This window comes from Microbacterium sp. Se5.02b (genome assembly GCF_019464375.1).
Lineage (GTDB): Bacteria > Actinomycetota > Actinomycetes > Actinomycetales > Microbacteriaceae > Microbacterium.
The window spans coordinates 1,956,361-1,983,215 of record NZ_CP080491.1; the positions used below are offsets into that span (position 1 = coordinate 1,956,361).

Below are 26,855 nucleotides of genomic sequence, written 5' to 3' on the forward strand. Positions count from 1 at the left end.
ACTACCGTGGGGGTATGCCGAACATTGCACTGGAACTCGGGAAGCAGGCCGCGGCCTTCGGCGTGAAGAGCGCATACGGAGAGCCTCAAGACGTCGACGGAGTGAGCGTGACGCCGGTCGCGTTCACCTACTCCGGATTCGGCGGCGGGAGCGCCGAGGGTGGAGAGGGTGGAGGAGGCGGCGGGATCTCGGTCCCGGTGGGTGTATATGTCCGGCGAGAAGAAGGCTTGCGCTTCGAACCCAACATCGTCACGCTGCTCGTGGTGGCTGTGCCGTTCGTCTGGGTCGCCGGCCGAGCTCTCTCCCGCATCATCCGTGCCCTCAAGAAGTGACGACCCGGTCGCGACGGCGCTCGAGCATGCCGCCGCGCTGATCGAGCAGGACGTTCGTGCCGTTGCTGCGGCGAATCCTGTCGTCCTGATCGATGGGGGCAGCGGCGCCGGCAAATCCTCTCTCGCTGCGCGGCTCGTGCGCCGGTGGCCCGTCCTCGGGAACGTGCAGCTGATCGCGCTCGACTCGCTCTATCCCGGTTGGGACGGGCTCGACGACGGCGCGGAGCGCGCACTCCAGTGGATCCTGCGTCCGCACGGTCGGGGATACCTCGGAACGTGGCGGCGGTGGGACTGGGCGGCGCAGGAGGAGGCGGAGAGCCACGCCGTCGATCCTGCTCTCGGCGTGATCGTCGAGGGCAGCGGCATCCTGCGCCCGTCGACGGCAGGCCTCGCGGATGTCAGGGTGTGGGTGGAGTCGGGGGAGGAATCTCGCAAGGCCCGCGCTCTCGCACGCGACGGCGATACCTACCGCCCGCACTGGGACAGATGGGCGGCTCAGGAACGACGTCACATCGAGCGCGACGATCCGCGGTCGCTGGCGACGAGGATCGTCGAAGTTCCCTAGAGGTCGTGGCCGTCGAGATCATCTGCGTCGTCAGCCGCCTGGATGATCATCTCGAGGCGGTACCCCACCCATTCATAGACGTCATGAGGCCCGGATCCTCCGGCGTGGTCGTCGTCCGCGATCCCGAGCCGCGTGGCGATCACCAGACGAATGGCCGTGAGCGTCCGAAGCCAGGCGTCGATGCTTGCGGAGGGGACGAGAACCTCGCGTATGCTCATCGCCTCTTCCTCCGTGAGCTGGTCAGCACCGGACGCGAACTCATCGAGTGCGACGCGTGCGTGGCGCGCGTCGGCGAGACGGCGCTCGAGGAGATCATCGCGTGTCGAGTCCGCGAACTGGGCTGCCGCCTCGGAGTCCTCCGGATACGGGCTCGGGGTCAGTCGTCCGATGGCAGGATCGTCGGTGTCGCGAGACCCGTCGACCAGCTCGATGAAGTCGTCGATCAAGCGTGCGAGGTGGATCTCCTCGATCAACGTCATGCTCATGACCAGAGTCCCGCCTTTCACTGCGCCGCCTTACGCACAGTCGCCCAGAGACCGAAGTCGTGCATCGCCTGAGCATGCACCTCCATGGTCTCTCTCGGTCCGGAGGCGACGATCGCATGTCCCTCGTGATGGACGGCGAGCATCAGCGCGGTCGCGCGATCGAGGGAGTAGCCGAAGTAGGTGCGGAAGACCCGGACGACATAGCTCATGAGGTTGACGGGGTCGTTCCACACCACGACCTGCCACGGCTCCAGCGGTGCCGCGCTGAGGTCTGTGTCTTCGGAGAGCGCTGGCACGGCCGTCGGCGCCATCATGCCCACCCCATCTCGTGCAACTGCTCGTCGTCGATACCGTAGAAATGGGCGATCTCATGGACCAGGGTCGTGTGGATCTCGTCCCTGAGCTCCTGCTCGGTCTCGCACTGCGCCAAGTGCGGTTCGCGATAGACGACGATCCGGTCGGGGAGTTCTCCCATCCCGTACTGCGTCCGTTCCGTGAGCGCCAGGCCGTCGTACAGTCCGAGCAGATCCAGGCTGCCGTCCTCCGGGCGATCCTCGACGACGAACACGACGTTCTCCAACCCTTCGACCATGTCATCGGGCAGTCGATCGAGTTCGTCGATCACGATCTCCTCGAAGGCGGCGGTATCGATCTCCATCTCTTCCAGCCTAGAGCCGGACACTCGACATCGTCACCGTTCAGTGCAGAAGAACGAGGATGCCCGCAACGGCGATGAACAGAATGCCGAAGACGGTGTTCAGCATCCGCTGACCGCGCGGGGAGCGGGTGAGCCGTCGGAAGGGACGGGCCGCAGCGGCGAAGAATCCCCACATCACGATCACGTCCACGACGATCACCGTGGCGATCAGCGTGAGGTACTGGGGGATCGGCGGCTGATCCAGGCGGATGAACTGCGGGATGAACGCGAGGAAGAAGACGATCGCCTTCGGGTTCAACAGGTTGACCCAGAACCCTCTGCGGATCATCGACCAGTGGCTCTCCCTGGAGTCGATGGGAACGTCGCCGTCGTCCACGTCGGCGACGGGACGTGTGAGGATGAGGCGGATGCCGAGGAACACGACGTAGGCGGCGCCGGCGTAACGGATCGCATTGAAGAGGAATTCGGAGCGGGACACGAGAAGCCCGACACCGGCAGCGACGATCGCCACGTGCACCACGAGGGCGATCTGTTGTCCGATGATGCCCCAGATGGAGCGCCGCCATCCCTGGTTCAGGGCATTGGACATCGTGTTGATCGCACCCGCGCCAGGGGTGAAGCTGATCACGACGCTCGCGGTCAGCAGTGAGAACCAGACCGCAAGTGACACCTTGTAAGTCTAGGGGTGCGGCGGGGTCGATCCATTTGTCGTGCCGGATGCGGAGAAGGCCCGAATCTCGCGATTCGGGCCTTCTCTGAGAGGGTGAGTAACGGGACTCGAACCCGCGACATCCGGCACCACAAGCCAGCGCTCTACCAGCTGAGCTATACCCACCATGTGCCTGCCGGAGCAGGCAACCATACGAGTCTATTACATGTTCGGAGTGAACTCGGACACCGTGCGCGCGGCGATCTCACGTGCGTCGTCGCTCGAGGGGCCGGGCTCCTCGACGAACACGGCTTCGCGGTAGTAGCGGAGTTCGCGGATCGACTCGAGGATGTCGGCGAGAGCGCGGTGCCCGCCGTCTTTGAGCGGCGCTTGGAAGAACACTCGCGGGTACCAGCGTCGGGACAACTCCTTGATGCTGGAGACGTCCACGTTCCGGTAATGGAGCCACTGGTCGATCTTCGGCATGTACTTGGCGAGGAACATGCGGTCCGTGCCGATCGTGTTGCCTGCCAAGGGCGCCTTGCGCTCCATGGGCACGAAACGACGGATGTAGGCGAGCGTCTCGGCTTCGGCCTCTTCGAGTGAGACTCCGTGCGGGATCTCCGTGATCAACCCCGACGTCTCGTGCATTTTGGTGACGAAGTCGTTCATGTTCGCGAGCGCGGTGTCATTGGGTCGGATGACCACTTGGAAACCGGGATCGACGGGGCGGAGTTCGAAGTCTGTGATGACGACGGCGATCTCGACGAGCTCGTCGACTGCCAGATCGAGCCCCGTCATCTCGCAGTCGATCCAGACGAGACGATCATTGTCGGACGCAGATACCATCTCGCCATACTATCGACGGCTCCGACATAGACCGTCGGGAGTGCGTCCCGTGCTCCGGTAGGTCTCGGCCGCTGCGACGCGCGCGACGCGAGAGACCCCCACCTGGCCGTCGGGGCCGGGCAGGGGTCGGACGCGTGTGCGCGGAGTACGAGTCTCGGAAGCTGCCTAGGGCACGCGCGCTCCCGAGGTCTTCTCGCTGAGGAACTCGGCCGACAATGTCGTGTTGACGTACGTGGGCGTGAGAGCCCCGCCCGCGCTCGGGTAGAGCCACACGACGGGGAGCTGGGCGATGTTCGCTGCGCCGTTGAGGATCCCCGCGTGGGTGTATTCGACCGTGCCGGAAGTCCCCTCTGCCGGCAGCGGTCCGACGCGAACCCAGCCGTTCAGATTCCGCTCCTCGATGCGGTAGCTCGTCGGGGTGGTCACCCCGCTGCCCGGGCCCCACTGGATCGTGACGCTCACGACGCCTGAGGTGTACTTTCCTGCATCTGCCACATCGCCCGTGTCGGGGTCGAGAACGTTGAACCCCACGTTCTGGGCGACGTTGATCTGCACCCGGTTCGGCTGCGAGACCGTCCACGTTCCCACGGACGTCGACCCCTGCCACTCGGACAGGCCCCCGCCCGGCGCTGCCTGTGGCGGGATGGGCCCGCTCGCGGCGGCAAGCGGCGTCGCGACAGCCAGAGCGACGACGGGCACGGACCATGCGGCCCCCTTGACGATCGTCCTCCTGCTCACGCCAGATTGCTGCGCATTCTTGTCTACCACCGGTTCACGTTCCTCTCGTTCCAGACGACCCAGACGTCGTCCATGAGAAAGGAGTCGGAGGGGCAGGAGAAGTGACGCGAGAGCCATTCCCGTCGAGGTAGTCGGCACAAGAGCACTGCGGCGGCACAAGAACACTGCGGCGGCACAAGAGCGCGGTGGCGTGGACGCAGAATCCCCTCGATGGCGCTAGCGCGGCGAGGGGATTCCAAGTGACCAGCGCGTTCTCGCGTGGACTGTCCCCTCGGCGCGACTCGAACGCGCAACCGACGGATTAGAAGGCCGTTGCTCTATCCATTGAGCTACGAGGGGGCGGCATCTAGGGTACCCGCCTCCCCGACGTCTCCGGAACCCGGAGCGGAACGAGACGCACTGCGCGCGCCCTCGCGCCGCAGAACCGCGACGGCGTCAGCAGTAGCGGAGTGCTGCCACCGCATCGTCGGCGTTCCAGAACTCGCCGATGACGCGGAAGTGACTCGTCGCGAGATGCAGACGCTCTGCGCGGTATCGGAGCCCCAGAGGGTGGGCGACGATGCGCAGGTGCCCCAGCACGTGCTCCCTCCGATCCTGCACTCTCCACAGGTGGTCAGCCGCACGGACGAGGTGCTCGCCGGCGGACGCGAGGCGAGGCGTGGCGTAGGGCACCTCGGGGAGAGACGTGATCAGGCTGTCGGACATCGGAACTCCTTTCCTGGTTCGAACGTATGACCGACCACCGACATTGAAGCGCTCTCCTCGACATGCGCGCTGACCTGCCTTTTCTGCACTGTTCGGCGATCCCGCGAACTGTCCACGGAACGCGGGAAACAGGTGCCGCAGTCGCTCTCGTGTGCTGCAGGCTGGGGCGACCCGGACGACTGCTGCTCCGGTCACCGAAAGGACAAGACATGATCGACACCCTCACCATCGTGGGAAGAGTCGCCACGGACCCGACGCAGGCGCAGACGGCGGGAGGCGTGCCCGTCACGAACTTCCGTGTCGCGAGCACGCACCGACGATTCGATCTCGCGACTCAGGAATGGTCGGACTCGGGGACCAACTGGTTCTCGGTGGCCGCGTTCCGGCAGTTGGGCGAGAATGCGAAGGCTTCTCTGCGCACGGGAGACAGCGTGATCGTCACCGGGCGGCTGAAGATCCGCGACTGGGAGAGCAACGGCAGACACGGCACCAGCGTCGACATCGAGGCCGACGCCATCGGGCATGATCTGCGGTGGGGTACGACGGCCTATCGACCGCGGCCGCGATCGACCAGCAGCGAGCCGGATGCCGCACGGAGCTCCGCGGCGACGGTCGCGGTTCAGGAGACCGCGGACGACACGCAGAGGCCCGAGGGCGAGGAACCGGATACCACGCCGCTCGCCCTGTCGTGGGAGCATCCGACGCCGATCACGGAATCGCGGTGAGGTGCCGGGGAATCCACCCGCCACGAGCACATGCGACAGCGCCTCCCTGCATCCGAGCCACAGCGCCGACGTAGACTCGGCTCGTGCTTCGTCGATCGGTCTCCTCGCCGGCGCGTACGGTCGGTGTCTTCGCCGCCTCGGTCGCCGCCCTCGTTCTGCTGTCCGGCTGCACGTCGGCGGAGCCGTCGGTCTCGGCCTCGCCGACGTCCGCGGTGTCGCCCAGCCCAGCACCTTCGGCGCCCGCGGGACCGGTGCTGGTGCCCGACGGCACCGCGGAAGAGAACCTCCCGTTGTTCACCGCGATCGCCGAGGGGGTCTGGGCGACCGATCAGCGAGGGTCGGGGCGCGCCTACATCGATGCGCTGATCGGTGCGGGTTTCGACCGCGGTGCTATGCAGGTGACGCAAGACCGGTCGACGGTCGGGAATCCCGCCGAGAGCCTGCAGTTCTCGGTGCGATGGGGAGAGACCGAGTGTCTGGTCGGACAGGTGGGTCCCTCCACAGGTCAGGTGGTCACGACGGTCTTGCCGCAGCTTGCGGAAGGGCGCTGCCTCGTCGGCACCACGCGCCCGATCGACTGGTGACATGACGCGAGGCCGGTAGGCTGGAGTGTCGATCTTCGACGCCAACAGAAGGAGCGGTTTTCGGTGGCTGAGTACATCTACTCGATGGTGCGTGCGCGCAAGGCAGTGGGCGAGAAGCTCATCCTCGACGACGTCACCATGGCGTTCCTCCCCGGAGCCAAGATCGGCATGGTCGGTCCGAACGGCGCGGGCAAGTCGACGATCCTCAAGATCATGGCCGGGCTGGACACTCCCTCCAACGGTGAGGCGAAGCTGTCGCCCGGGTTCACCGTCGGCATCCTGATGCAGGAGCCTGAGCTCGACGAGACCAAGACCGTCCTCGAGAACATCCAGGATGGGATCGCGATCAAGGCGAAGGTCGACCGTTTCAACGAGATCTCCGCGCTCATGGCCGACCCCGAGGCGGACTTCGACGCCCTGCTCGCCGAAATGGGTTCGCTGCAGGAAGAGATCGACGCGGCCGACGGCTGGGATCTCGACTCGCAGCTCGAGCAGGCGATGGATGCGCTCCGCACACCTCCCGGAGATGCAGCGATCGCCCCTCTCTCCGGCGGTGAGAAGCGTCGCGTCGCTCTGGCGAAGCTGCTCCTGCAGAAGCCTGACCTGCTGCTCCTCGACGAGCCCACCAACCACCTCGACGCCGAGAGCGTTCTCTGGCTCGAGCAGCATCTGCAGGCATACAAGGGTGCCGTCATCGCGATCACCCACGACCGGTACTTCCTCGACCACGTCGCCGAGTGGATCGCCGAAGTCGACCGTGGTCGCCTCATCGGCTATGAGGGCAACTACTCCACCTATCTGGAGAAGAAGGGCGAGCGCCTCGAGATCCAGGGTAAGAAAGACGCGAAGCTCGCCAAGCGCCTCAAAGAGGAGCTCGAGTGGGTCCGCTCCAGCGCCAAGGGCCGTCAGACGAAGTCGAAGGCCCGTCTGGCCCGGTACGAGGAGATGGCGTCTGAGGCGGAACGCACCAGGAAGCTCGACTTCGAAGAGATCCAGATCCCCGCGGGTCCGCGTCTCGGCAGCGTCGTGATCGAGGCCAAGAACCTGAAGAAGGGCTTCGACGGCCGCTCCCTCATCGACGGACTGAGCTTCAGCCTGCCGCCGAACGGCATCGTCGGCGTCATCGGTCCGAACGGTGTGGGCAAGACCACGCTCTTCAAGACCATCGTGGGTCTGGAGCCGCTCGACGGCGGCGACCTGAAGATCGGTGAGACGGTCAAGATCAGCTACGTCGATCAGTCCCGCTCGAACATCGATCCCAACAAGACGCTGTGGGAGGTCGTGTCCGACGGACTCGACTACATCACGGTCGGCAAGACCGAGATCCCGTCGCGTGCCTACGTGTCGAAGTTCGGCTTCAAGGGACCTGACCAGCAGAAGAAGGCCGGCGTCCTGTCCGGTGGTGAGCGCAACCGCCTCAACCTCGCCCTGACGCTGAAAGAGGGCGGCAACCTGCTGCTTCTCGACGAGCCGACCAACGACCTCGACGTCGAGACGCTGAGCTCGCTCGAGAACGCGCTGCTCGAGTTCCCCGGTTGCGCCGTGGTCATCACGCACGACCGGTGGTTCCTCGACCGCATCGCGACGCACATCCTCGCCTACGAAGGCACCGACGAGAAGCCCGATCAGTGGTACTGGTTCGAGGGCAACTTCGAAGCGTACGAGGAGAACAAGATCGAGCGCCTCGGCCCGGACGCCGCGAAGCCGCATCGGTCCACGCACCGCAAGCTGACGCGCGACTGAGGCTGAGGTGTCGAGTTCGCCCGGGTCGCGCCTGCACATCCCGATCCACCTCCGCTGGGGTGACCTGGATGCGTTCAATCACGTGAACAACACCTCGATGTTGAAACTCCTCGAAGAGGCGCGTGTCAGGGCATTCTGGCGTGCGGGCCCCGGCGAAGCGGCGCCATCGACCGCCGTTCTCGACTCCGGCATCGACGAAGGCATCCTCACGCTGATCGCCCGCCAGGAGATCGAGTATCTCGCTCCGGTGCCCTATCAGCGGCGCCCGCTCGAAGTGCAGATGTGGTTCGGCAAGCTCGGCGGCTCGAGTGTCGAAGTCTGCTACGAGGTCCACAACGACCCCACGGCAGAGCCACGACAGCTCTACGCCCGGTCGACGGCGGTCATCGTTCTCGTCGACGCGCAGACCGGTCGGCCGACCCGCCTCACGCAGGAGATGCGCGACGCCTGGGAGCCTTTCGTCGGTCCGTCGATCGAGTACACGCACCGGTGAGTCGGCCGTCTCTCGGAGGCGGCGTGCGGGTCAGGGCTGTTCGTCGGGCACGCGGATCATGATCTCCTGCGCCACGCTCGCGATCAGAGCGCCGTCGCGCGCGTAGATCCGCCCCGTCGCGAGTCCGCGACCGCCGCGCGCATTCGGAGACTCCTGCACGTAGAGCAGCCAGTCGTCCACTCGTGCCGGTCGATGCCACCACATCGCGTGATCGAGGCTGGCGACCTTCAGGCCGGGCAGCGCCCAGTACACGCCGTGCGCGCGAAGGATCGATTCCTGGATGGTCATGTCGCTGAGATAGGCGAGAGCGGCGCGATGCAGCCGCTGGTCGTCGGGGAGAGGCGCACGCAGGCGCATCCACACCGCCTGCCGGGCGACGCGGTCATCTCCGCTCGGGCCGTACAGGGGAGACTCGACGTGACGGATGTCCGCGGCGCGTTCGGCCAGCATCCGGGTGGTCGCCTCTGCGAGACCTCGCACGCGCTCCTCGTCCGGAGCGAGCTCTTCAGGATCGGGGATGCCCTGCGGCATCGGTTCCGCGTGCTCGACGCCGGGGTCGCCGTCCTGGAACGATGCGATCATCGAGAAGATCGGTACACCGTTCTGATACGCCTGCGTCCGCCGCGTCGAGAACGAACGTCCGTCGTGGATGCGGTCGACGGCGATCGTGATGCCGTGACTCGCGTCGCCGGGACGCAGGAAGTAGCCGTGCATCGAGTGCACCGCTCGGTCCTCCGGAAGGGTGCGCTCGGCGGCGAGCAGGGTCTGGGCGAGCACCTGGCCGCCGTAGATGCGACCGCTCGGCATCGGGTGCGAGGCCCCTGTGAAGATGTCCTCTGTCGTCCTGGCCTGTGTCGCATCGAGATCGAGGACCTCGAGCAGTCGCTCGACGGTACGGGTGGCGTGATCTGTCGCGCTCATGAGTTCCTCCCCGCGACCGCACATGCCGCTCCATTGGTAGTTTAGAACGCGTGCCGCATCACCTCCTCCTCGCCGACCCGGATACCGCGAAGGACGTCCTCACGTTCGTCGGGCGGGCGACGAGAATCACCGACGAAGGCGTGCGGTTGCAGGCGGCGAGTGGAGTGCTCGCGCTGACGACCGCAGCCCTCGCGCCGCACGGACTGTTCGATCAGACGCCGACGGTTCTCGCGATGCGCATCGTGCACGCCGATCCGGAGCTTCAGTGCGACATCGTCGTGGATCGGCTGTCGACGACCGAAGAAGCAGACGAGCTGGTCCTTCCCGATACGGGACTATCACCGGCATGGGCGGGGATCGCGCCGCCCCGGGGCGGGTGGACGTCGGAGGGGACTCTGGCCGCGTCGGTCATCGCGCAGCGCGCACAGTGGGGGATCTCCGCCGTGGCACGCGGTGCCGGAGTCGGATCGGGGGAGGAGGCGGTTCGCGCGCTTCGTGCCGCGGTGTGGGGGGAGCCGGATCCCGATCTCGGCGGGTTGCCGCGCGGTATCGCCTTCGCAGCGGATGCGATGGGGTTCATCTCCGGCGAGGAGCAGGTTCCGGTGACGCGGTCCGGACGCTGGACGCGGTTGGCGTTCCGTCGCGGTCACGTGCTGGCCCGCGGCCCCGTCGCGTCAGGGTTGACCGGCGTCCGCGACACCGGCACTTCGGACTGACCGCCGCCGCGCGGCCTCGACATCGCAGGGTCGACGTCTCTCGTGGTAGACGGGACCTTCTCCGCTCTGCCACCGGTGAGCCGCCGGGCGCGGCACGAGCGACAGGTCAGCTCGCGCCTGCGGCTGCTCGTCCCGCAGTGCGTCCGGAGAACAGGCACCCTCCGAGGAAGGTGCCTTCCAGTGCGCGGTAACCGTGCACCCCGCCGCCGCCGAATCCGCTCGCCTCACCCGCGGCGTAGAGACCGGGGATCGGGTCTCCCTGCGCATCGAGAGCGCGTCCGTCGAGATCGGTGTTGATGCCGCCGAGGGACTTCCGAGTCAGCACGTGCAGCTTGACGGCGACGAGCGGGCCCGCTGACGGGTCCTGCAGCCGGTGCGGCACCGCCGTCCGGATCAGCTTGTCGCCGCGGTACTCGCGCATGGAACGCAGCATGCCGATCTGCGCATCCTTGGTGAAGCTGTTGTCGATCTCCCTGTCGCGGGCGAGGACCTCGCGGCGGACGTTGTCGATATCCAGGAGTTCACCGCCCTGATGCCGCTGCATCTGCTCCAGGAGAGATTCGAGGTCGTTCTCCACGATGAAGTCCTCGCCTTCGTCGAGAAACGACTGCACAGGCCCGGTCGGACCCTTCGCCAGCCGCGACCTGAGGAGGAGGCCGACGTCCTTGCCGGTGAGGTCTGGATTCTGCTCACTGCCGGAAAGGGCGAACTCCTTCTCGACGATCTGCCTCGACGTGACGAACCAGGAGTGATCGTGGCCTGTCCTCCGCAGATGCTCGAGCGTGCCGAGCGTATCGAATCCGGGGAACAGCGGGACCGGGAGGCGTACGCCTGTGGCATCGAGCCAGAGCGAAGAAGGTCCGGGGAGGATGCGGATGCCATGGGACGGCCACACCGGGTCCCAGTTCGTGATGCCTTCGACGTAGTGCCACATCCGATCGCCGTTGATCAGGCGCGCGCCCGCGGCCTCGCTCACCGCATGCATGGAGCCGTCCACGTATGCGGGAACGCCGGTGAGCATGTGCGTCGGTGCCGTGCCGAGGCGTGCCGGCCACGCAGCACGTACGAGGTCGTGGTTGCCGCCGATCCCGCCGGAGGACACGACGGTGGACCGTGCCGTGATCTCGAACTCGCCGATGGAGTCGCGCGAGGAGACGACTCCCCGCTTCGCGCCGCTGTTCGCGAGGATGCGACCCTGCGCGCCCACGACCGCGCCGTCGGTCACGATGAGCGCTGTCACCCGATGCCGAGGGAGTACCGTCAGTCGACCTTCGCGTTCGCCCTGCTCCACTGCCGCGGCGAAGGGCGCGATGATACCGGGTCCGGTGCCCCAGGTGATGTGGAACCGCGGGACGGAGTTGCCGGGGCCGATCGCACCGTAGCCGCCGCGTTCCGCCCAGCCGACAACCGGGAAGAACCCGACGCCGCGTTCGCGAAGCCAGGAGCGCTTCTCGCCTGCGGCGAACTGCAGATACGCCTCCGCCCAGCGCCGAGGCCACTCATCTTCAGGACGGTCGAAACCGGCGTTGCCGAACCAGTCCTGTGTCGCGAGTTCCAGGGAGTCCTTGATCCCGAACCGTCGCTGTTCGGGGGAGTCGATGAGGAACAGGCCCCCGAACGACCACCAGGCCTGACCACCGAGGTTCGTCCGCGGCTCCTGATCGAGCAGGATCACGCGCTTTCCCGCATCGAGCGCCTCAGCGGCGGCGACCAGTCCCGCGAGCCCCCACCCGATCACCAGGACATCTGTGGACAGGGGCTGTGTCGTCATGGCTTCTCCGTTGATTCCTGACGTGATCGGGTCTCGATCGTCGGTCGCCCCCCGGGCGCGGCGCCGATCCCGGATGGCTCGAATGTGTTCACCATGGCATAGGCGGCGCGCTCCAGGTAGTCCCACAGCGTCGATTCGTGCAGGGGCGACAACTGCGCTTCGTCCACAGCCGTGCGCATATGACGAAGCCAACGATCACGCGCATCCGTGTCGATGTGGAAGGGCATGTGCCGCATTCGCAGTCGAGGGTGGCCGCGCGTGTCACCGTAGGTGGTCGGGCCTCCCCAGTACTGCTCGAGGAACATCCGAAGCCGGTCTTCAGCAGGTCCGAGGTCGTCCTCGGGATACATGGGCTTCATCACGGGGTCGAGTGCGACCTCTCGGTAGAACACCGACACGATCTTCCGGAAGGTGTCGTGCCCTCCGACCTCGTCATAGAACGTCACTTCTGCGGGCTCCCGTCGTCTGTCGGCTTCTTGCGACGCCAAATGCCGCGGTCGGGGATGACCGGTACCCCGGTGACCGCGTTGGGTCTTGTCCGCGGCGGATTCGCGCCTCGGACCCGGCGTGCTCCATCGAGGCCCGTCGGCACCACGTCGGACATGCGCGGAACGCCGATATCCTTCTCCAGGAGCGCAGCCCGGAGGCGGCGGCGGAGCTCCTGCGCGACGTCATCCTTCGCGTTCGCGCGCGCCTTGATCACGATGCGTACGACCAGGGCGTCGCCGTCGACCGACTCGAGTCCCCACAGCTCCGGCTTCTCGATGATGCGGGTGCGCCACTTCGGGTCCTTCGCGAGTCCCTGTGCGGTCTCGAGCATGATGTGCTCGACCTGGTCGAGATCGGAGTCGGCGGGGACGCCGATGTCGATGATCGATCGCGCCCACCCCTGCGACATGTTGCCGATGCGGGTGACCTCGCCGTTGCGGACGTACCAGAGGGTGCCGTTGACGTCGCGGACCTGCGTGATGCGGACGCTGACGTATTCGACGACACCGCTCGCAAGACCGAGATCGACCACGTCGCCGATGCCGATCTGGTCCTCTGCGACCAGGAACATGCCGTTGAGCACGTCCTTGACGATGTTCTGCGCGCCGAAACCGAGTCCGGCGCCGACGGCCGCCGTCAGCAGGGTCAGTGAGCCGAGGAGGCTCGAGTCGAGAGCGTTGACGATGAGCACGATCGCGATCACGACGAGCATCACGTTGACGATGTTCTGCAGGATCGTGCCGAGCGTGCGAGTCCGCTGCACCAGACGCATGTCGGCGAGCGGCGAGCGCTCGAGGGCCTGCGTGTCGTCGACCGAGGCCTTGTTCTTCGCGCTGTCGACGATACGGTGCACGACGCGGCGGATGACCAGGCGCAGGATGAGACCGATCACGACGCAACTGATGATGATCAGAGCGACGGCGAGAGCCTTCATCCCGACTTTGCCGAGCACGTCGAGCAGGCCGACCAGCCAGTCGGGGAGGGGGGTCTCCGTCGGCGGTTCAGTGACATCGAAGGGAAGGATCATCACCCACGATCCTATCGATCGGGCCTCTGCGTCGGCTGGACGGTGTCAGCGCCCGAGCGGAGGCCATCCGCCCCGGGATCGCGCCGCGTCGTGGTGCGACACGCCTGCGACAGGACGGATGGTCTCCGTGACGGATGCCTCGGGCGCTCAGTCCTCGGCGTCGCGCGCCTGGGCAGCGAGGGCCCGCTCGACGTCTGCCAGGTTCTCCAGGACGAGGCGTCGGAGTGCGGGCGGGGCGTCCTGGTTGGCAGCGAGCCAGGAGCGCGTGGCGTCACGGAGGGCGACGTCTGCGAGCGCAGTGGGGAACAGGCCGACGACGAGGTACTGCGCGATCTGGTAGCTGCGCGACTCCCACACGGGCAGGAGCATGTCGAAGTACTTCGGGACGAACTCGCCGAGGACGGACGCGCCCGCCGGGTGCACGAAGCCGAGCGCCGCAGAGCGCACGATCGTGTTCGGTGCGTCGTCGCGCTCGATGAGCGAGTCCCAGGCGGCGTTCTTCGACGCGGAGTCGGGCAGGGCGGCGCGAGCCTGCGCGGCGAACTCGGCGCCCTTGGCGGTGTTGTCGGCGGCCAGAGCATTGTCGATCGTGGCGGCGTCGGTCGCACCGATCGTGGCAAGGCCGACGAGCAGCTGCCAGTTCAGATCGGCGTCGATCTCGAGCCCGGGAGCGTCTCCTCGCCCGACCGCAGACGCCCGATGATGCCGGCGTGCTCAGGCGTCACAAGGGCGTTCGCGAATGCGGTGACGAACTGCAGCTGGCTGTCGCTGCCGGCTTCGGCCGACTCGGCGAGCGCCCAGAGGCCGTCGGCGATCTTGAGTCGCGCGGCCTCGCGCTGGTGAGGGGCCACATACAGGGTCGCCGCGGTGCGCAGCTGCGCCAGCGTGGTGCGCACCGTGGTGGACTCGGACTCGCTGCCGATGTTCCCGAGGACGAGGTCGATGTACGCGGAGGCGCCGGTCTCGGCGTCGCGCGTCTGGTCCCATGCGGCGCCCCACACCAGGGAACGCGCCAGCGGGTCGTGGATGTCCGCCACGTGGGCGATCGCGGTGGCGAGCGACCTCTCGTCGAGGCGGATCTTCGTGTATGCGAGGTCGTTGTCGTTGAGGAGGACGAGGTCGGGGCGTGCGATCCCGTGCAGTTCGGGGACCTCGGTGCGATCGCCGTCGACGTCCACCTCGAGGTAGTGCGTACGCGTGAGCAAGCCGTCGGCCAAGGTGTAGAAGCCGATGCCGAGGCGATGCGGACGGATCGTGGGGTAGTCGGCGGGGGCGGTCTGCGTGATGGCGAAGCGAGAGATCGCGCCGTCGTTGTCCTCTGCGATGACCGGTTCGAGCGTGTTGACGCCCGCGGTCTCGAGCCATTTCTTCGACCAGGTGCTCAGCTCGCGACCGCTTGTCGCCTCGAGCTCCGCGAGAAGGTCGCTCAGCTCGGTGTTGCCCCAGGAGTGCTTCTGGAAGTACTGCGAGACACCCGCGAAGAACGCCTCGATGCCGACCCAGGCGGCGAGCTGTTTCAGGACGGAACCGCCCTTGGCGTAGGTGATGCCGTCGAAGTTGACCTGCACGTCTTCGAGGTCGTTGATCTCGGCGACGATCGGGTGCGTCGAGGGGAGCTGGTCCTGACGGTAGGCCCAGGTCTTCTCCATGGCGTTGAAGGTCGTCCACGCCTCGGTCCACTCCGTGGCCTCTGCGGTGGCGATGGTCGATGCCCACTCGGCGAACGACTCGTTGAGCCAGAGGTCGTTCCACCACTTCATGGTGACGAGGTCGCCGAACCACATGTGGGCCAGCTCGTGCAGGATCGTGACGACGCGACGCTCCTTGACGGCGTCGGTCACCTTGCTGCGGAAGACATAGGTCTCTGTGAACGTCACCGCGCCGGCGTTCTCCATGGCACCCGCATTGAACTCGGGCACGAAGAGCTGGTCGTACTTCGCGAACGGGTACGGGACGCCGAACTTCGACTCGAAGTAGGCGAAGCCCTCGCGGGTCTTGTCGAAGATGTAGTCGGCGTCGAGGTGCTGCCACAGGCTCTTGCGGCCGTAGACGCCGAGCGGGATCACGCGACCCGAAGCGCTCGTCAACTCCGAGAACGTCGACTCGTACGGTCCTGCGACGAGGGCCGTGATGTACGAGGAGATGCGCGGCGTCGGCTCGAAGCCCCAGGTCGCCGTGACGTCGTCGTCATGCACGATGGGCTCGGGAGTGGGGGAGTTGGAGACGACCTTCCACGCGGCAGGCGCCGTCACCGTGAACTGGAACGTCGCCTTCAGGTCGGGCTGCTCGAAGACCGCGAACACGCGTCGGGAGTCCGGCACCTCGAACTGCGAGTACAGGTAGACCTCACCGTCGACAGGATCGACGAAGCGGTGCAGGCCCTCACCGGTGTTCGTGTAGAGGCAGTCGGCGTCGACCACCAGGACGTTCTCCGCCTGGAGCCCCGTGAGCGCGATGCGCGAGTCGGCGAAGACCTCGTTCGGGTCGAGCTGCTCGCCGTTGAGCGAGATCTCCCGGACGTCGCGGGCGATGAGGTCGATGAAGGTGAAGCTCTCCGGCGTCGCCGTGAAGCGCACGACGCTGCGGGAGCCGAAGATCTCGGCGCCCTTGGTCAGGTCGAGGGCGACTTCGTAGGACTGCGTGTCGATGACGCTGCGGCGCTCCTGCGCTTCGACACGGGTGAGGTTCTCTCCAGGCACAGCTGTACTCCCAGGGGTGAGGGGACGTCACCGCGGCTGGGCGCAGTTGGCGCCGACGGCAACCATGACAGCCTACGCCAGAGCGAAGGATCCGCTCACGTTCCGATTCCGCTACCGGGATGCAGGAGACGCGGACATCGGCTCGCCGTGGAGGTGGGAAGATGAGAGGGTGACTGCGATCGAGCCGAATGTCGTTCCCTTTGCTTCGCCCGCCGCCGCGGACGGCGCACCCTTCGTGCCGACTCCGGTCGACTACGACGCCATCCTGCTGGCGAGCTTCGGCGGGCCCGAGGGGCAGGAAGACGTGATCCCGTTCCTGCGGAACGTCACACGAGGTCGTGGCATCCCGGACGAGCGGCTGGAGGAGGTGGCACATCACTACCGGCACTTCGGCGGCGTGAGTCCGATCAACGGCCAGAACCGGGTGCTGAAGGAAGCGCTCGAGAATGCACTCGTCGAGCGCGGCATCGACCTGCCGGTGTACTGGGGCAACCGCAACTGGGGTCCCTACCTCGAGGATGTCGTCCCCGAGGCTGCGGCGAACGGCCACACGACCTTGCTCGCATTCGCGACCAGCGCGTACAGCTCCTTCTCCAGTTGCCGCCAGTACCGCGAGGACTTCGCACGCGTGCTGACCGAGACGGGCCTCGGAGAGAGCGTGACGATCGACAAGATCCGCCCCTTCTACGACCACCCCGGGTTCGTCGAGGCCTTCGAGGCCGGCGTGCGCGAGTCCGTGCAGGGTTATCTCGATCAGGGCATCGCGGCGATCGAGATCCAGGTCCTCTTCTCCACGCACAGCATCCCCACTGCCGACGCCGAGCGCTCGGGCGCCCGCGACATCGACTGGGGAGGGGAGGGCGGCGCCTACGCCGCGCAGCACCTCGCCGTCGCGGCATGGACCATGGACCAGGTGCGCGCCGCTCTTCCCGCAGCAGCGGATGTGCCGTGGGAGCTGGTCTACCAGTCGCGTTCCGGCCCCCCTTCGCAGCCGTGGCTGGAGCCGGATGTGTGCGACGTCATCGGGGAACTGCCCGCCCGCGGCCGCAAGGCCGTCATCGTGGTTCCGGTGGGATTCATGAGCGACCACATGGAGGTTCTCTGGGATCTCGACACGGAGGCGGCCGAGGCCGCGGAAGAGGCGGACCTCGCGTTCACCCGCACACCGACGCCGGGTGTGCGACCGGCATTCGTCTCGGGCATCGTCGATCTGATCGAAGAGCGCCTTCGGGGCCGTCCGAACGAGGAGCGAGCGCACGTCACGTCGTTGCCCGGGGGATTCGACGTCTGCCGTCCGGGGTGCTGCGAGAACGTCCGCGTCGGGTTCAAGCCCGCCGCAGCCGGCGTCGCGCCCTGAGGCGCAGCCGGTGATCCGCGACTTCTAGGATGGGAGCCATGCGCATCCACATCGCCACCGATCATGCCGGTCTCGACTTCTCGACGAAGCTGCAGGACCATCTGCGCGGGGCAGGACACGACGTCGTCGACCACGGCCCGATCGAGTACGACGCGGTGGACGACTACCCGGCGTTCTGCATCCGCGCCGCGCAGGCAGTGGTCGCCGACCAGAGCGCAGGAGTGGAGGCGCTGGGCGTCGTCTTCGGCGGTTCCGGCAACGGCGAGCAGATCGCGGCGAACAAGGTCGAAGGTATCAGGGCCGCGCTCGTCTGGAACCTCTCGACCGCCGAGCTCGCACGTGAGCACAATGATGCGAACGTGATCTCGATCGGTGCGCGCCAGCACACCTACGAGGACGTGACCGCCTTCATCGATCGATTCATCGCGACGCCGTTCTCGGGCGACGAGCGCCACATCCGCCGCATCGGCCAGATCGCGGACTTCGAGCGCGACGGCTCCCTGCTTCCGGACCCGCGGGCCTGACATGCCCGAGGGTCACTCCGTACACCGGATCGCGCGGCAGTTCGATCGCAACTTCGTCGGCAAGACCCTGAGTGCGTCGAGTCCGCAAGGCCGCTTCGCTGAAGGGGCGGCTCTTCTCGACGGACGGGCCGCTGTGAGTGTGCAGGCCGTCGGAAAGCAGATGTTCCTCGAGACGGAGGGCGACCTCTGGCTGCGAGTGCACCTCGGGCTCTACGGCGCGTGGGACTTCGCGGGAGAGATCCTCGTCGACCCGACGATCGCCTCGGCCAACGGCCGCATGGGGCAGACGAATCAACGCGGCACCGTGCTCGACGAGCCGATCCTCGATGACGCAGGAGAGAACTCACTCGCGTCGATCGGCGCCCCCCGGCGCACCCGCGTGCACGTGCGGATGTCCGAGCAGACGAAGGGCTTGGCTGACGAAGGTGCGGAATGGCCGCCGCCGGTCGTCGGACAGGTCCGTCTTCGCCTGATGACCGACATCACCGCCGCCGACCTCCGGGGTCCGACCGCGTGCGTCCTCCAGACGCCGGACGAGATGCTGGCCACGATCGCGAAGCTCGGACCGGACCCGCTGGTGGGCGACCCGGTCGAGAACGAGGAGAGATTCGTCCGAGCTGTGCGCAAGAAGTCGACGGTGATCGCGCTGCTGCTGATGGATCAATCCGTCGTGAGCGGCATCGGCAACGTGTACCGCGCCGAGATGCTGTATCGGCAGCGCCTGAACCCGCACACCCCTGGCCGGGACGTCCCGGAGGATGTCGTGCGCGCGCTTTGGCACGACTGGGTGCGGCTGCTCGCCGTGGGTGTCGAGACCGGGCAGATGATGACCATGGACGGGTTGACCGGCGAGGACTATCGGGCGGCGATGGCGAACCGTGACGACCGGCACTGGGTGTATCACCGCGCCGGTCTGCCGTGTCGTGTATGCGGCACCGAGATCGCTCTCGAGGAGATCGGGGCACGCAAGCTGTACTGGTGCCCGCGCTGCCAGGCCTGACGCCGGTTCATCGGACACGCGCGACGATCGGCGCGTCATATTCCGGTCCCTGTGAATATGGTGACAGCGTTTGCGCCCCCACAGACAGGAGCCGATATGGATCTCACTGCCCTCCAGACCATCCTCGAGAACGTCAGCGGGTTCATCTGGGGCCCGTTCTTCCTCATCCCGCTGCTTCTCGGCACGGGGCTCTACCTCACGATCCGACTCGGGGGACTGCAGTTCGTGCGTCTCGGCTCGGCGCTGCGTCTCGGACTCCTCACACGCAAGGATCCGGGCGCAGATGGCGACATCTCCCAGTTCCAAGCGCTCACCACGGCGCTTGCTGCCACCGTGGGCACCGGGAACATCGTCGGTGTCGCGACGGCGATCGGCATCGGCGGTCCCGGCGCACTCTTCTGGATGTGGATCACCGGACTCCTGGGAATGGCGTCGAAGTACTCGGAGGCCTTCCTCGGGGTGCGGTTCCGCAAGACAGATGACGCGGGCGAGAAGTCCGGCGGCCCCCAGTACTACCTCGAGCGTGGGATCCGCGGACCGTTCGGCAAGGTCTTGGCGCTCTCCTTCGCCGTGTTCGCGGTGATCGCCTGTTTCGGCATCGGGAACATGACGCAGGGGAATTCGATCGCCCAGAATCTCGAGGCGAGCTTCGATGTGCCGACCTGGGTGACGGGCATCGTCCTCACCGCCTTCGCGATGGTGGTGCTGGTCGGTGGGATCAAGTCCATCGGCCGCGTCACAGCCGGTCTCGTGCCGATCATGATCATCTTCTACGTGCTCGGGGCGCTCTACATCCTGATCGCGAACGTCGGTGCACTTCCCGCTGCCTTCGCGCAGATCTTCTCGGAGGCGTTCACCGGGACGAGCGCGGTCGGCGGATTCGCCGGCTCGGCCATCATCGTCGCCGTGCAGTTCGGCGTCGCCCGAGGCATCTTCTCCAACGAGTCGGGAATGGGGTCCGCTGCGATCGCTGCTGCCGCAGCGAAGACGAGCCATCCGGTCCGGCAGGGACTGGTGTCGATGACGCAGACGTTCATCGACACCATCATCGTGGTCACCTGCACGGGTCTCGTCATCATCTCGACCGGCACCTGGAAGGAGATCGATCCGGAGACGGGGGAGCAGCTCAGCCCGGCCCTGATGACCGGCGCTGCGTTCTCCCACGGGCTTCCGGGCGACTGGGGGCACATCATCGTGACGGTGGGGCTGGTGATGTTCGCGGGGTCGACCATCCTGGGATGGTCGTATTACGGTGAGCGGAACATCGAGCGCCTCATCGGACGACGCGCCGTGATGCCTTTCCGGATCCTGTTCTCCCTCGTGGTCTTCATCGGCTGCACCGTGCAGCTCGGCGTGGTCTGGGCATTCTCGGACGCGATGAACGGGCTGATGGCTCTTCCCAACCTGATCGGCCTGCTGGTCCTCTCCGGACTCGTCGCCAGGGAGACGAAGAAGTACCTGGACAACGACCCGAAGCTGCGGGCGGATCGCGATCAGATCGAGTCGTTCATGGCGGGCACGCCAGGGTGGGAGGAGTGGAAGACGCAGGCGGTACCGGTAGTCCCACGCCGCCGGGGCTGAGACGCGGGGCCAGTCCGCATCTCGGCTCTAGGCTGTTCGTATGCGACAGAACCCCAGCTTCACGCTGGCCGATGTGACCGAGATGCGCCGAGTGGTCGAGGGGAATCCCTGGGCGACCATCACGAGCGCGGGCGATGACGGTCTGGTCGCGTCGCACTACGTGGTGCTCCTGGACGAGTCGCGCGACGACCTGACGGTCGTCGGCCATGTCGGGCGCCCGGATGACCTCATCCATGGCCTGGGAGAACGCGAGCTGCTCGTCGTCTTCCAGGGGCCACACGGTTACGTGTCGCCTGGTTGGTACGGCGACGTGCCTGCGGTGCCGACGTGGAACTACACCGCCGTGCACCTGAGCGGAGTGCCCGAGATCTTGACCGAGGAGGAGAACCTCGCCGTGCTCGACCAGCTGGTGGCCCGATTCGAATCGCGGATGCCGGATCCACGGATGATGTGGGAGCGGCCGAATGACACCGCGTTCGTCCAGCGACTCGCCGCCGGGACCGTGGGCTTCCGGCTGACCCCGACACGAGTCGTCGCCAAGCGGAAGCTCAGCCAGAACAAATCCGCGGAGACGATCGAGACCGTGATCGCCGCGCTCTCCGCGCCGGGTCCGTACGCGAATGCGGATCTGGCGGCGGAGATGCGCCGTGCACAGGACGCGCGGCGGGGCGTGCAGCAGTGATCGACCGCGGAGCGCTCATCGGCACCGTCCGCGCTGTCAGGATCGCCGGGCCGGGGCGTGAGTTCCTGATCGATGACGAGCCGGTCGACGTGCACATCGTCGACGGTCGCATCGCCGACATCGCGCCGACCGGAGCTCTCGCTGCCCACGGCGAGGTGCTCGAAGCCGACGGAGCGTGGGTTGTCCCGGGGCTCTGGGACAACCATGTCCACACGGTGCAGTGGGCGCTGACATCGGAGCGCGCACCCCTCGGGCATGTCGAATCCGCGGCGGAGGCCGCGCGCGCGATGAGCGGGGTCGATCCGCTCCCGGACGGACGTCGCGTTGGCACCGGATTCCGAGACGCCATGTGGGCGGACCGACCCTCGCTCGCCCTGCTGGATGCGGCCACGGGATTGGTCCCGACCTATCTCATCAATGCCGACGTGCACAGCGTCTGGCTCAACAGCGCAGCGCTCGCGCGTGAGGGTTTCCGCGGTGACGACGGGATCCTGCGCGAAACCGAGGCGTTCGAGATCTCGCGTCGCCTGAACGCTGTCGACGCTGCTCATGGCGACCGGGCGATGGCTCGCGCCGGCGAGCAGGCTGCTGCACGGGGCGTCACCGGCCTCGTCGATTTCGACATGGCGTGGAGCGCTGAGGCGTGGCCGCGGCGAATCGAGGGCGGCTTCGCATCCCATCGGGTCGAATTCGCCGTGTACCCGTTCGACCTCGATCGGGCCATCGCCGCGGAGCTGCGCACCGGCGAGGTGCGGGAGTCACCCGACACGCCGGAGGCCGGACACGGGCTCGTGCACGTCGGACCCTTGAAGGTCATCACAGACGGTTCACTCGGCACGCGGACCGCGGCGTGCTCTCATGCCTATCCCGGTGATCCGGAGAACTTCGGCATGTTGACCGTGCCCTCCGACGAACTCGTGGCGTTGTTGACCCGCGCGACCGGGGCGGGTCTGTCCGTCGCTGTGCACGCGATCGGCGATCGGGCAGTGACATCGGCACTCGACGCTTTCACGAGCACCGGTGCGGTCGGTTCGATCGAGCACGTGCAGCTCGTTCGGCACACCGATCTCGCGCGGTTCGCACGTCTGGGCATCGTCGCCAGCGTCCAGCCGCAGCACGCCGTCGACGACCGCGACCTCGTGGACCGTCATTGGCGTGAGCAGACGGCGATCGGCTACCCGCTCGCCTCGTTGCGGGATGCCGGTGCGGAGCTTCGCTTCGGATCGGACGCCCCGGTGTCCGAGCTCGATCCGTGGCACGCGATCTCGGCAGCCGTGTCGCGGACGGACGACGATCGCGCTCCGTGGCATCCGGAGGAGCGCATCACCGTCGACGAGGCGCTCGCGGCGAGCGTACGGACAGCCCTCCGCCCCGGTGCACCGGCAGACCTGGCGCTGTGCGGTGTGGACCCCCGCACCGCGAACGGCGCGGAGCTCCGGACCATGCCGGTGAGAGCGACTCTGCTGGGAGGGCGAGTCACCCACTCGAGCTAGCGGTCGCCGACAGGCGAAGGGCCGGTTCTCCTCGACGGAGAACCGGCCCTTCTTATGAAGCTGTTCAGGCGGCGATGTGCGACACCAGGAACCAGCGGTCCTTCTCGAGGCCACGCTGGATCTCGATCGCGACGTCCTGGCTGGTCAGGTCCACCTCGTCCAGGCCTTCGACGGCCGCCTTGACATCGGTCAGGATCGCGTCGATGTCGGCGATGACGGCGCGGATCAGCTCGTCGGACTGCGTGAAGCCCGCGGGCACGGTGGTCGCGCCGGACTTCTCGGCGACGGCACTCACACGCGCGTCGATCGGCAGGCCGAGCGCGACGATCCGCTCTGCCGCGGTGTCGGCGAAATCCCCGGCGTGGGCGACGATCGTGTCGAGAAGCTCGTGGACCCCGACGAAATTGGCGCCGCGCACGTGCCAGTGCGCCTGCTTGCCGTTGATGGTCAACGCCTGCAGGCCGAGGACGACAGGGGAGAGGAACTGGGCCGCCCCTGCAGCCACGGTCGGGTCGATGGCGGTGGTGGAAACGGTCTGTGCCTTGCTCATCTTGTGCTCCTCCGGAACGAATTCTCGTATCTGATGAAGACAACGCTACTCAGCCTGAGACATTCCGCAAGCAAGCTGAGGCTCGGCTCACTTCCGCGTGATTCCGCGGAAGTGAGGGTAGTCTCGCCTCATGAGCATCGCCTCCGGAGCCTCGGTCCTCGCCTTGCCGAACCGCGTGCCGTCCATCGACGACACGGCGTTCGTCGCCGACGGTGCACGCATCGTCGGCGACGTGTTGTTGGGGGCCGACAGCAGCGTCTGGTACAACGCGGTGCTCAGGGGAGACTCCGCGGGGATCGTCATCGGTCCCGGCGCGAACGTCCAGGACAACGTCTCGGTGCATGTGGATTCCGGGCACCCCGTCATGGTCGGCGCGAACGTGTCGATCGGACACAATGCGGTGGTGCACGGGTGCACGATCGGCGAAGGCTCTCTCATCGGCATGGGAGCGGTTGTCCTCAGCGGAGCCGTGATCGGTGCCGGCTGCCTGATCGCCGCAGGCGCGGTGGTGCTCGGCGGCTCCGAGATCCCCGCCGGCTCGCTGGTCGCCGGTGTGCCGGCGAAGGTCCGCCGCGCCCTCAGCGACGACGAACGTGCGGGACTGATCGGGAACGCCGATGCCTATCTCGGACACGTCGGGACTCACGACGCTGCGACACGGCTCTGACCACCCCTGGCGCTAGGCTTGAGCGCGTACGGGGCGGTGGCCAAGCTGGTTAAGGCAGTGGGCTCATAACCCAACGATCGCGGGTTCAAGTCCCGCCCGCCCTACTTCGCAGCCCGCGCATTTCCGCTCGAACGGCACAACTCACTCCGTAGAGGGAGAGAGGGAGGCCCGGGCGATCGCGGCCGGGAGCAGATCGTCGAACAGCGTGACGAGGCAGGCGCGGACGGCGACAGCATCCCTGTCGTTAAGAGAGCGACGCAGTTCGGAGGCGAAGCTCTCGACCGAAGTCCAATCGATGGCGCTTCGCGCGTGCTGACCGAAACGTCGGATCTGGGGGCTGAGCAGATCGATGACCGTGACGCGTGCACTGTTGCCTTCGATCCGAGCGAACCCCGTCGCGATCGTGCGCAGTGCGCTCCCGAACGTCTCGACGTTCGCGGCCCCGGCGGAGACGGCGAGGTCGTCAGACAGGTCGATCAGGTAGGCGATGTCGTCATCTTCGACGAGTGGCATCACATGACGCACGGAGCCGATCCAGATGTCGCCGAAGAGATCGACCGCATTCCGGACACGGTCCACCTCGATCGGAGCAACCCGCGTGTACCGGTTGCGTTGCATCTGCACCAACCCGATGTCGGCAAGCCGATCCAGCGCGTGACGTATCGGAGTCTTCGACGTTCCCAAGCGCTCAGCGAGTTCGTAATCCCTCAGGAGCTGCCCCGGGACGAGCTCTCCGCTGACGATCGCGTTCTGTAGTCGAGCGTAGACCTCATCGCTGATGGACCGTCGCTCCAGTGGTCCGCCGGAAAGCAACATCGCCACCACCCCGTTTCTGGGTTCGTCCTGGTGAGAACGGTACCGGAACTTCGTGAGCCCGTGGGGTCACTCTCTCGAGGGCCCGGTGGTCGGAGCCGAAGCGATTGCTGACGTGCATGCCGCACACGAGTTCCAGGGCGTCAGGTCTCGTCTCAGCCGATGCCGCGGCGGCCGGTCCCGCACGCTGCCTGAGCTCACGGGCGCATTCCCCCTGCCCGGCGCCGCCTGTCAAGCCCCTCGCGGGCGGATCGGAGTCGCGCCATCCTCCGATGAGGCGGCACCGTGTCGCGGAACGGGAGGAATCATGAGCATCGGCAGTGGAATCGCACTCTTCGTGATCGGAGCGATCCTGGTCTTCGCGGTCAACGTGGACGTGCCCTGGGTGAACCTCGACATGGTCGGTTACATCCTGATGGGGGCGGGAGTCGTGATCTTCCTCATCGGGATCGTGCTCCTTGCACGTCGTCGTCGGACCGAGACGGTCTCACGGACGTATGTCGACCCCGCGACCGGGGAGCCGACCACACGTCGCTCGGTCAGCTCCAGTGGTGACGAGACCGTGTGAATTCAGCTGACGGCCTGCACGCGCGACGCCTGCAGGCCGTCAGTCCGCTGCGCCCGCTTCGAGGTGCTCCTCGACCAGAGTGATGCCTCCGGTGGAGCTCGCCGAGTGGGCGAGTTCTTCGATCCACCTTCTGCTCAGTTCGGGGGACTCCGGCTCCTGGAACACGAATCGCAGAGGAATCGAGGGGTGCAGCCACAAGGTGGAGCGTCCGGGAGTCTCGCCGTCGGGGTGCCGCCACGAGAGGGTGAAGCTCTCGTTGCGACGAAGCTTGGTCGCGATCACGACCTTGAGGTGTGCGAGTGCGCGGTCCTCGATCTGGATGGGCGTCTGAGCGTCGCCGTAGTAGAGGCTCCCCATCAGCGAGCGCGCGATTCTGCGGCGAAGAAGGCGTCGACCATGGTGCTCCTCGATGAAGTGCTCGAAGGACCGAGAAGGCGGTCCGGGATACTCGAACTCTAGCCAAAGAAGTCTCAGGAGCCTGCCGTCGAGCAACGACTCGCCGTCGGACGCGAACAGAGGTCTTCGCGCGCTGTCACGATGCGCGCAGCGTGGGTGGCGCGCCGAAGGCCTCTCGGTACGCGGAAGTGAAGCGTGACGAGTTGCTGAAGCCCCATCGTCGTGCCACCTCGGCGACGCTGCGGCCGTTGCCGGCGCGGAGGTCTCGGTGCGCTCCGTCCAGCCGCGCACGACGCAGGGCGTCGGCCGGCGTGATGTCGAGGGCGCGACGGAACGCATACTGCAGGCCGCGCGTCGAGATGAATGATGCCGCGGCGACGTCGTCGATCGTGATGGCGCGATGCGCGTTCTCGTCGATGTAGGACAGGGCACGGCGCACGGACGCTGGTGCGCCCGAGCGCTGCGCCGGCCGCTGGAGCGCGTGGGTGAACGTGGTGGGAAACCCCGTGAGCATCATCATCATGGCGTGCCGCTCGAGTTCCGCGACCACGAGCGGGTTCGCGGAGACCGTTCCTGCGGCATCGACGAGATACGAGAAGGCGGCCTCCCAGCGGCGCGCATCGTCCGCCGAGTGCGGCGCAAGCCCGTTCACCCGCAGTTCCGCCTTGTCGTCGCCCGTCAGCTGACGGGCCCTGATCTCGGCGGCGCGACGATCGATGACGAACGCGCGCACGTCAGCGGTGCGCTCCCATTTGGCCTCGACCCGCGTCCCGTCGGAGATCCACGGGACACGCGGATCCAAGTTCTGGCGCGAGGACCAGACGTGTGCGTCCGCCGCGTCGACGCGGCACACGAGCAGCTGGTCATGCGGTTCGGCGAGGCATTGCACCTGGGCGGCGAGGCGATAGTTCACCAGTGCCACGTTGTCGAGTTCCTCGGACCTCCAGTCGAATCGGAAGCGGCGAGGGTCTGCGTTCTGCAGCGATGCCGACGGAACGAACTGCTGCCATGTGGACTCCACCTGGTCGACGTCGGTGGACGTGAACTGCATGCGCTGCTCCTTGTGTTCTCGCAT

Annotated in this window: 30 protein-coding genes, 3 tRNA genes and 1 pseudogene; 16 read left to right on the forward strand and 18 right to left on the reverse strand. The window is 66.8% G+C overall.

All coding sequences use genetic code 11. The features are described 5' to 3' along the window. The first annotated feature begins 14 nt into the window (after window positions 1-14). On the forward strand, window positions 15-332 hold the full coding sequence (locus tag K1X59_RS09655; RefSeq protein WP_183152637.1) for a hypothetical protein: 318 nt from the start codon (window positions 15-17) through the stop codon (window positions 330-332). After that, on the forward strand, window positions 316-897 hold the full coding sequence (locus tag K1X59_RS09660; RefSeq protein ID WP_183152638.1) for a hypothetical protein: 582 nt from the start codon (window positions 316-318) through the stop codon (window positions 895-897). Before K1X59_RS09655 ends, K1X59_RS09660 begins: the two co-directional genes overlap by 17 nt. Here the strand turns inward: K1X59_RS09660 and K1X59_RS09665 are convergent. From K1X59_RS09665 to K1X59_RS09705, 9 genes are all read right to left on the reverse strand, one after another. After that, window positions 894-1,382, reverse strand: a complete 489-nt coding sequence (locus K1X59_RS09665) for a DUF2017 family protein (protein ID WP_183152639.1) — start codon at window positions 1,380-1,382, stop codon at window positions 894-896. The genes K1X59_RS09660 and K1X59_RS09665 overlap by 4 nt on opposite strands. 17 nt (window positions 1,383-1,399) lie before the next feature. Further along, window positions 1,400-1,696: an ATP-dependent Clp protease adapter ClpS gene (clpS, locus tag K1X59_RS09670; RefSeq protein WP_183152640.1), complete on the reverse strand. Its 297-nt coding sequence runs from the start codon at window positions 1,694-1,696 to the stop codon at window positions 1,400-1,402. After that, entirely contained in the window at window positions 1,693-2,040 is a 348-nt protein-coding gene (locus K1X59_RS09675) for a metallopeptidase family protein (RefSeq protein WP_183152641.1), read from the reverse strand. The genes clpS and K1X59_RS09675 overlap by 4 nt, the downstream gene beginning before the upstream one ends. Before the next feature lie 40 nt (window positions 2,041-2,080). Continuing rightward, entirely contained in the window at window positions 2,081-2,710 is a 630-nt protein-coding gene (locus K1X59_RS09680; RefSeq protein WP_183152642.1) for a LysE family transporter, read from the reverse strand. Between the two features lie 92 nt (window positions 2,711-2,802). After that, window positions 2,803-2,875: transfer RNA gene (locus K1X59_RS09685), tRNA-His, on the reverse strand. A 36-nt stretch (window positions 2,876-2,911) separates the two neighbouring features. Beyond that, complete coding sequence (orn, locus tag K1X59_RS09690; protein WP_183152643.1) at window positions 2,912-3,538, reverse strand: oligoribonuclease; 627 nt, start codon at window positions 3,536-3,538, stop codon at window positions 2,912-2,914. Window positions 3,539-3,703: 165 nt separating this feature from the next. After that, the gene (locus tag K1X59_RS09695) at window positions 3,704-4,276 is read right to left on the reverse strand and encodes a hypothetical protein (protein WP_210274257.1); all 573 of its coding nucleotides are present in this window, start codon (window positions 4,274-4,276) and stop codon (window positions 3,704-3,706) included. A 266-nt stretch (window positions 4,277-4,542) separates the two neighbouring features. Beyond that, window positions 4,543-4,615, reverse strand: a tRNA-Arg gene (locus K1X59_RS09700). A gap of 96 nt (window positions 4,616-4,711) precedes the next feature. After that, window positions 4,712-4,981, reverse strand: coding sequence for a hypothetical protein (locus tag K1X59_RS09705; RefSeq protein WP_183152644.1), 270 nt, complete (start codon window positions 4,979-4,981; stop codon window positions 4,712-4,714). A 209-nt stretch (window positions 4,982-5,190) separates the two neighbouring features. Here K1X59_RS09705 and K1X59_RS09710 point away from each other — a divergent pair, with 209 nt between their 5' ends. The 4 genes from K1X59_RS09710 to K1X59_RS09725 all read left to right on the forward strand — a co-directional run bounded on the left by K1X59_RS09710 (window position 5,191) and on the right by K1X59_RS09725 (window position 8,526). Further along, complete coding sequence (locus K1X59_RS09710; RefSeq protein WP_183152645.1) at window positions 5,191-5,706, forward strand: single-stranded DNA-binding protein; 516 nt, start codon at window positions 5,191-5,193, stop codon at window positions 5,704-5,706. A gap of 83 nt (window positions 5,707-5,789) precedes the next feature. Beyond that, on the forward strand, window positions 5,790-6,290 hold the full coding sequence (locus K1X59_RS09715) for a DUF6993 domain-containing protein (RefSeq protein WP_183152646.1): 501 nt from the start codon (window positions 5,790-5,792) through the stop codon (window positions 6,288-6,290). Between the two features lie 63 nt (window positions 6,291-6,353). Further along, window positions 6,354-8,033, forward strand: coding sequence for an energy-dependent translational throttle protein EttA (gene ettA / locus K1X59_RS09720; RefSeq protein WP_183152647.1), 1,680 nt, complete (start codon window positions 6,354-6,356; stop codon window positions 8,031-8,033). A 7-nt stretch (window positions 8,034-8,040) separates the two neighbouring features. After that, window positions 8,041-8,526, forward strand: coding sequence for a thioesterase family protein (locus K1X59_RS09725; protein ID WP_183152648.1), 486 nt, complete (start codon window positions 8,041-8,043; stop codon window positions 8,524-8,526). A 30-nt stretch (window positions 8,527-8,556) separates the two neighbouring features. Here K1X59_RS09725 and K1X59_RS09730 read toward each other — a convergent pair whose 3' ends face one another. Continuing rightward, window positions 8,557-9,447 carry an acyl-CoA thioesterase II gene (locus K1X59_RS09730; RefSeq protein WP_183152649.1) on the reverse strand — a complete coding sequence of 297 codons (891 nt, stop codon included), beginning with the start codon at window positions 9,445-9,447 and terminating at the stop codon, window positions 8,557-8,559. 50 nt (window positions 9,448-9,497) lie between these two features. Here K1X59_RS09730 and K1X59_RS09735 point away from each other — a divergent pair, with 50 nt between their 5' ends. Next, a complete protein-coding gene (locus K1X59_RS09735) occupies window positions 9,498-10,163 on the forward strand; it encodes a hypothetical protein (protein ID WP_183152650.1) in 666 nt (221 codons plus the stop codon). Between the two features lie 106 nt (window positions 10,164-10,269). On the opposite strand, the gene K1X59_RS09740 is transcribed toward K1X59_RS09735, so the two are convergent. The 4 genes and pseudogenes from K1X59_RS09740 to pepN form a co-directional block, all read right to left on the reverse strand. After that, a complete protein-coding gene (locus K1X59_RS09740; RefSeq protein ID WP_183152651.1) occupies window positions 10,270-11,934 on the reverse strand; it encodes an FAD-binding dehydrogenase in 1,665 nt (554 codons plus the stop codon). Beyond that, window positions 11,931-12,380, reverse strand: coding sequence for a globin (locus K1X59_RS09745; protein ID WP_183152652.1), 450 nt, complete (start codon window positions 12,378-12,380; stop codon window positions 11,931-11,933). Before K1X59_RS09745 ends, K1X59_RS09740 begins: the two co-directional genes overlap by 4 nt. After that, entirely contained in the window at window positions 12,377-13,450 is a 1,074-nt protein-coding gene (locus K1X59_RS09750) for a mechanosensitive ion channel family protein (RefSeq protein WP_183152798.1), read from the reverse strand. Before K1X59_RS09750 ends, K1X59_RS09745 begins: the two co-directional genes overlap by 4 nt. A gap of 147 nt (window positions 13,451-13,597) precedes the next feature. Next, window positions 13,598-16,149 (reverse strand): annotated as a pseudogene (gene pepN / locus K1X59_RS09755) (aminopeptidase N). A gap of 169 nt (window positions 16,150-16,318) precedes the next feature. On the opposite strand from pepN, the gene K1X59_RS09760 reads away from it, so the two are divergent. From K1X59_RS09760 to K1X59_RS09785, 6 genes are all read left to right on the forward strand, one after another. Continuing rightward, entirely contained in the window at window positions 16,319-17,506 is a 1,188-nt protein-coding gene (locus K1X59_RS09760; RefSeq protein WP_183152654.1) for a ferrochelatase, read from the forward strand. 38 nt (window positions 17,507-17,544) lie between these two features. After that, window positions 17,545-18,030: a ribose-5-phosphate isomerase gene (locus K1X59_RS09765; RefSeq protein WP_183152655.1), complete on the forward strand. Its 486-nt coding sequence runs from the start codon at window positions 17,545-17,547 to the stop codon at window positions 18,028-18,030. 1 nt (window position 18,031) lies between these two features. Then, complete coding sequence (locus K1X59_RS09770) at window positions 18,032-19,030, forward strand: Fpg/Nei family DNA glycosylase (RefSeq protein WP_183152656.1); 999 nt, start codon at window positions 18,032-18,034, stop codon at window positions 19,028-19,030. A gap of 96 nt (window positions 19,031-19,126) precedes the next feature. After that, complete coding sequence (locus K1X59_RS09775; protein ID WP_183152657.1) at window positions 19,127-20,611, forward strand: sodium:alanine symporter family protein; 1,485 nt, start codon at window positions 19,127-19,129, stop codon at window positions 20,609-20,611. A 40-nt stretch (window positions 20,612-20,651) separates the two neighbouring features. Then, complete coding sequence (locus K1X59_RS09780) at window positions 20,652-21,293, forward strand: FMN-binding negative transcriptional regulator (RefSeq protein ID WP_183152658.1); 642 nt, start codon at window positions 20,652-20,654, stop codon at window positions 21,291-21,293. Beyond that, window positions 21,290-22,786, forward strand: a complete 1,497-nt coding sequence (locus K1X59_RS09785) for an amidohydrolase (RefSeq protein ID WP_220174170.1) — start codon at window positions 21,290-21,292, stop codon at window positions 22,784-22,786. Before K1X59_RS09780 ends, K1X59_RS09785 begins: the two co-directional genes overlap by 4 nt. A 64-nt stretch (window positions 22,787-22,850) precedes the next feature. Here K1X59_RS09785 and K1X59_RS09790 read toward each other — a convergent pair whose 3' ends face one another. Beyond that, window positions 22,851-23,336, reverse strand: a complete 486-nt coding sequence (locus K1X59_RS09790; protein WP_183152659.1) for a Dps family protein — start codon at window positions 23,334-23,336, stop codon at window positions 22,851-22,853. Between the two features lie 130 nt (window positions 23,337-23,466). On the opposite strand from K1X59_RS09790, the gene K1X59_RS09795 reads away from it, so the two are divergent. Next, window positions 23,467-24,003 carry a gamma carbonic anhydrase family protein gene (locus K1X59_RS09795; protein ID WP_183152660.1) on the forward strand — a complete coding sequence of 179 codons (537 nt, stop codon included), beginning with the start codon at window positions 23,467-23,469 and terminating at the stop codon, window positions 24,001-24,003. Between the two features lie 30 nt (window positions 24,004-24,033). Continuing rightward, window positions 24,034-24,107 (forward strand) — tRNA-Ile (locus tag K1X59_RS09800). A gap of 37 nt (window positions 24,108-24,144) precedes the next feature. Here the strand turns inward: K1X59_RS09800 and K1X59_RS09805 are convergent. Then, window positions 24,145-24,819 carry a GntR family transcriptional regulator gene (locus tag K1X59_RS09805; protein ID WP_183152661.1) on the reverse strand — a complete coding sequence of 225 codons (675 nt, stop codon included), beginning with the start codon at window positions 24,817-24,819 and terminating at the stop codon, window positions 24,145-24,147. 304 nt (window positions 24,820-25,123) lie between these two features. On the opposite strand from K1X59_RS09805, the gene K1X59_RS09810 reads away from it, so the two are divergent. Further along, window positions 25,124-25,384, forward strand: coding sequence for a DUF6458 family protein (locus K1X59_RS09810; protein ID WP_183152662.1), 261 nt, complete (start codon window positions 25,124-25,126; stop codon window positions 25,382-25,384). Window positions 25,385-25,423: 39 nt separating this feature from the next. Here K1X59_RS09810 and K1X59_RS09815 read toward each other — a convergent pair whose 3' ends face one another. Next, entirely contained in the window at window positions 25,424-25,741 is a 318-nt protein-coding gene (locus K1X59_RS09815; RefSeq protein ID WP_183152663.1) for a hypothetical protein, read from the reverse strand. A 175-nt stretch (window positions 25,742-25,916) separates the two neighbouring features. Next, window positions 25,917-26,831, reverse strand: a complete 915-nt coding sequence (locus K1X59_RS09820) for a helix-turn-helix transcriptional regulator (RefSeq protein ID WP_183152664.1) — start codon at window positions 26,829-26,831, stop codon at window positions 25,917-25,919. Between the last annotated feature and the right edge of the window lie 24 nt (window positions 26,832-26,855).